Origin of the sequence: Mesorhizobium sp. M7A.F.Ca.AU.002.02.1.1, from assembly GCF_003998535.1 — a bacterium.
Taxonomy (GTDB): Bacteria; Pseudomonadota; Alphaproteobacteria; order Rhizobiales; family Rhizobiaceae; genus Mesorhizobium; species Mesorhizobium ciceri.
This window is the reverse complement of the sequence record NZ_RZPB01001288.1, coordinates 1-977: the sequence shown is the minus strand read 5'-3', so window position 1 is coordinate 977 and position 977 is coordinate 1. Positions and strand designations below refer to the sequence as shown.

General features: G+C 65.8%; 2 pseudogenes. Both read right to left on the bottom strand.

Annotated features, from left to right (window positions below):
- Window positions 1-594, bottom strand: a pseudogene (locus tag EN879_RS37195) (porphobilinogen synthase); the annotation flags it as partial.
- An 88-nt stretch (window positions 595-682) separates the two neighbouring features.
- Window positions 683-977: pseudogene (locus EN879_RS37190) on the bottom strand (DUF2066 domain-containing protein); the annotation flags it as partial.

Genomic DNA, 977 nt, shown 5'->3' with positions numbered 1-977 from the left:
ATCGAGCGCGTCGCGGATGGCGCCGATGCGGCCGTCCATCATGGCGGACGGTGCGATGATGTCGGCGCCGGCGGCCGCCTGGATGACTGCGGCGGCGGTCACCTGTTCCACTGTCTCGTCGTTGACGATGATGCCGTCGCGCAGGATGCCGTCATGGCCGTGGCTGGTGAATGGGTCGAGCGCTGCGTCGGTGATGATGCCGATCTGCGGTACCGCATCCTTGATCGCGCGGGTGGCGCGGTTGATGACATTGTCGGGATCGAGGATGTGCGAGCCGGTCTGGTCGCGCAGCGAGATGTCCACATTGGGGAAGGTGGCGAGGGCGGGAATGCCGAGTTTTGCCGCGCGCTCTGCCTCCTTGACGGCGAGATCGATCGACAGGCGGAAGACGCCGGGCATGGCGGCGATCGGCTCGCAAACACCCTTGCCCTCGACGACGAAGATCGGCCAGATCAAATCGTCGACCGTGAGCCGGTTCTCTTGCACCAGACGGCGCGACCAGTCGGCCTTGCGCATGCGGCGCAGACGGCGGCTGCCGGTGATTTCGTCGACGCCGCGCGCGCCGGCGGGCTTTGCGGGGGTGAATTTGTTCATCGCCAGTACTCTCGTTCGGGCAGGCTTTTACCACGAGCTCCCGCCGCTGACCAATGCGGCACGATTGTGCCAGCGACCGGGTCGAGGCCTATTCGGGTTGCCCATTGCCTGACAGAATCTGTGCCGCGCCCCTGATGGCGACACGGAAAGCCTCGTCGAAGCCGACACCGCGCACCTGCCAGATGTAGGTCTTGCCGGCCATGGCCAGCCGCCAGTCGGCGATCCAGCCCAGTTCCTTGTCGCTCCAGACGAGACTGCCGTAAAGCGCCTGGTCGGCGCCGGCCTTCTCCGCAAGGGTGTCGAGCTTCGTCATCTCGGCATTGCGAAGCGCCTGATCGTCCAATCCGGCCTGCGACAGCTGCGCCACCGTGGGAAAAGTCACC